Source organism: Rossellomorea vietnamensis, assembly GCF_001305855.1.
Taxonomy (GTDB): Bacteria; Bacillota; Bacilli; order Bacillales; family Bacillaceae_B; genus Rossellomorea; species Rossellomorea vietnamensis_A.
The window spans coordinates 1-2,032 of sequence record NZ_LIXZ01000043.1; the positions used below are offsets into that span (position 1 = coordinate 1).

A 2,032-nucleotide genomic window follows, 5' to 3' on the forward strand; every position below is an offset into this window, starting at 1 on the left:
TCTCCAGTGTGCTTGGAGCCACGATCACCGCCGGTACTCTGAACTCGGTCAACGAAGTTCAGGCCGCTACCATTGTGGGTGGAACGATCAATGCCATCACGGGGACTGTCACCGTAGATATTCCTTCTGTCACGGTTTCGGGYGGAACACTCAATGTAGTAGAAAGCGTCCTTGGCGCCACCATTACCGCGGGTACGCTTGACTCTGTGAACGAGGTTCAAGCTGCGACCATCGTTGGGGGAACCATTAACACCATTGAAAATGTCCTGAGCGCTACCATCGCTGGCGGCAATATCAACGCTACCCTACTCGGCGGAACGCTGAATAACCTACTGGACGGCACCATCTCCAGTGTACTCGGAGCCACGATCACCGCTGGTACTCTGAACTCGGTTAATGAAGTTCAAGCCGCTACCATTGTCGGTGGAACGATCAATGCCATCACGGGGACTGTCACCGTAGATATTCCTTCTGTCACGGTTTCGGGCGGAACACTCAATGTGGTAGAAAGCGTCCTTGGCGCTACGATCACGGGCGGAAATATCAACGCTACCATACTCGGCGGCACGCTGAACAACCTACTGGACGGCACCATCTCCAGTGTACTCGGAGCCACGATCACCGCCGGTACTCTGAACTCGGTCAACGAAGTTCAGGCCGCGACCATTGTCGGTGGAACGATCAATGCCATTACCGGGACTGTCACCGTGGATATTCCTTCTGTCACAGTTTCGGGTGGAACACTCAATGTGGTAGAAAGCGTCCTGGGCGCTACCATTACCGCGGGTACTCTTGATTCTGTAAATGAAGTTCAGGCTGCCACCATCATCGGTGGTACCATCAACACCATTGAAAATGTTCTGAGCGCTACAATCGCTGGTGGAAATATCAACGCCACCCTACTGGGCGGAACGCTGAATAACCTACTGGACGGCACCATCTCCAGTGTACTTGGAGCCACGATTACCGCCGGTACTCTGAACTCGGTTAATGAGGTTCAAGCCGCGACCATTGTCGGCGGTACGATCAATGCCATCACGGGGACTGTCACCGTAGATATTCCTTCTGTTACGGTTTCGGGCGGAACACTCAATGTGGTAGAAAGCGTCCTTGGCGCCACCATTACCGCGGGTACTCTTGACTCTGTGAACCAGGTTCAAGCTGCGACCATTGTTGGGGGAACCATCAACACGATTGAAAATGTCCTGAGCGCTACCATCGCTGGCGGCAATATCAACGCTACCGTACTCGGCGGCACGCTGAACAATCTACTGGATGGTACCATCTCCAGTGTGCTCGGAGCCACGATCACCGCTGGTACTCTGAACTCGGTTAATGAAGTTCAAGCCGCGACCATTGTGGGTGGAACGATCAATGCCACTTTACTGGGCGGCACAGTGAACAACCTACTGGACGGCACCATCTCCAGTGTGCTCGGAGCCACGATTACCGCCGGTACGCTTGATTCTGTGAACGAAGTTCAAGCTGCCACCATCGTTGGGGGAACCATTAACACGATTGAAAATGTCCTAAGTACTACAATCACGGGCGGAAATATCAACGCTACCCTACTCGGCGGCACGCTGAACAACCTACTGGACGGCACCATCTCCAGTGTACTCGGAGCCACGATCACCGCCGGTACTCTGAACTCGGTCAACGAAGTTCAGGCCGCGACCATTGTCGGCGGTACCATCAATGCCATCACGGGGACTGTCACCGTAGATATTCCTTCTGTCACAGTTTCGGGCGGAACACTCAATGTAGTAGAAAGCGTCCTCGGCGCTACAATCACAGGTGGAAATATCAACGCCACTTTACTCGGCGGCACGCTGAATAATCTACTGGACGGCACCATCTCCAGTGTGCTTGGAGCCACGATCACCGCCGGTACTCTGAACTCGGTCAACGAAGTTCAGGCCGCTACCATTGTGGGTGGAACGATCAATGCCATCACGGGGACTGTCACCGTAGATATTCCTTCTGTCACGGTTTCGGGTGGAACACTCAATGTAGTAGAAAGCGTCCTTGG

General features: G+C 53.8%; 1 protein-coding gene. It reads left to right on the top strand.

Annotation, left to right across the window (positions count from 1 at the left end):
- Positions 1–2,032, top strand: a 2,032-nt coding sequence (locus AM506_RS22895) for a beta strand repeat-containing protein (protein WP_160316912.1), incomplete at both ends; no start/stop codon positions are given.